Below are 1,315 nucleotides of genomic sequence, written 5' to 3' on the forward strand. Positions count from 1 at the left end.
ACCTACACGAAAGACACAAACAACGACGCAGCCACTTCCGACAACCTGTTCGCCGCATTGGCAGACGGCGATACCGTGGCTTACACAGGCACAGATACAGGTTATGGCGTAGCTGCAACAGCAAACTACACCTACGACGCCGACACTGACAGCTTCTCGTTTGATGCTGCAGACGCCGGCGCTGCTGCCGTAGCCACCGCACTTACGCCTGCAACAGGCGGCACAACAGAAGCTACTGTCACCATTGGTGGCTCCAGCCAAGACGTTCTAATCGACAGCAATGGCAATTTCACCGCCGCTGACGATGGTGCAGTGCTTTATCTCGATGCCACTGGCAACCTGACCAAGAACAACGCTGGAACTGACCCTGCCGCTACTGCAACCAACGTTGCAGCTGCCTTGGCTGGCGCCGGCGGTGCCGGCGACACCATTACTGTAGGCAACACAACTTACACAGGCGATGGTGCAGCAATCGACGTAACAGGCGCATCAATCAGCAAAGATGGTTTGCAAAACCTGGCTGACGCTGCTAACGGCGCGACTGCATACTCTGTTACCTTGGGTGCAGACACATACGACGTTGAAATCGGCGGTGCTGTTGAAGACGCAACCAACGCTGTAATGTACACAGATGCTGACGGTGCTTTGACAACCGACACGACTACAACCACCACTTACTTTGCACAAGAAAGCGGTGTGGTTACTGACGACGCAGGTGCTCAGGTTTACGTTGACGGAGACGGTGAGTTCACCCTGGATTCCACAACAACCGGGGCCCGCACCGACAACCCACTCGACGTGCTCGACGCCGCGCTGGCTCAAGTTGACTCGCTTCGTTCCGATCTGGGTGCCATCCAGAACCGTTTCGAATCGGCCATCACCAACTTGCAGACCACGTCCAACAACCTGTCAGCCGCTCAGTCGCGTATTCAAGACGCCGACTACTCGGTTGAGGTGGCCAACATGACTCGTGCCCAGATCCTGCAACAAGCAGGTACCTCGGTACTGGCTCAGGCCAACCAGATTCCTCAGGGCGTACTCTCGCTCCTGCGTTAATCTGAAACCGGCAAACTGATGCGTACTTGGCAATAAAGTACTCGTCAGAAAAAGCCCGACTTAATCTCCTCCAAAAGGTTAAGTCGGGCAGCGCGATACAACGGCAGTACAAACAACACCAAAATTAGGCAAACCGTTGGACGACTGCCCTGGCAGAAACCCAACAAGCCGGGGGTTCCGTTATGTCAGTAATTAACACCAACTACCTTTCTCTGGTTGCCCAAAACAACCTGCAGAAATCGCAGTCTGCCTTAGGCAC

1 protein-coding gene is annotated in these 1,315 nt (G+C 54.8%); it reads left to right on the plus strand.

The genetic code is table 11. From position 1 onward, the window contains the following. Nucleotides 1–1,056 (plus strand): flagellin (locus CJO09_RS15830; protein WP_281270782.1); only part of this gene is annotated, 1,056 nt, incomplete at its 5' end. Nucleotides 1,057–1,315: the final 259 nt, after the last annotated feature.

Origin of the sequence: Neopusillimonas maritima (assembly GCF_003576595.1) — a bacterium.
Classification (GTDB): Bacteria; Pseudomonadota; Gammaproteobacteria; order Burkholderiales; family Burkholderiaceae_B; genus Neopusillimonas; species Neopusillimonas maritima.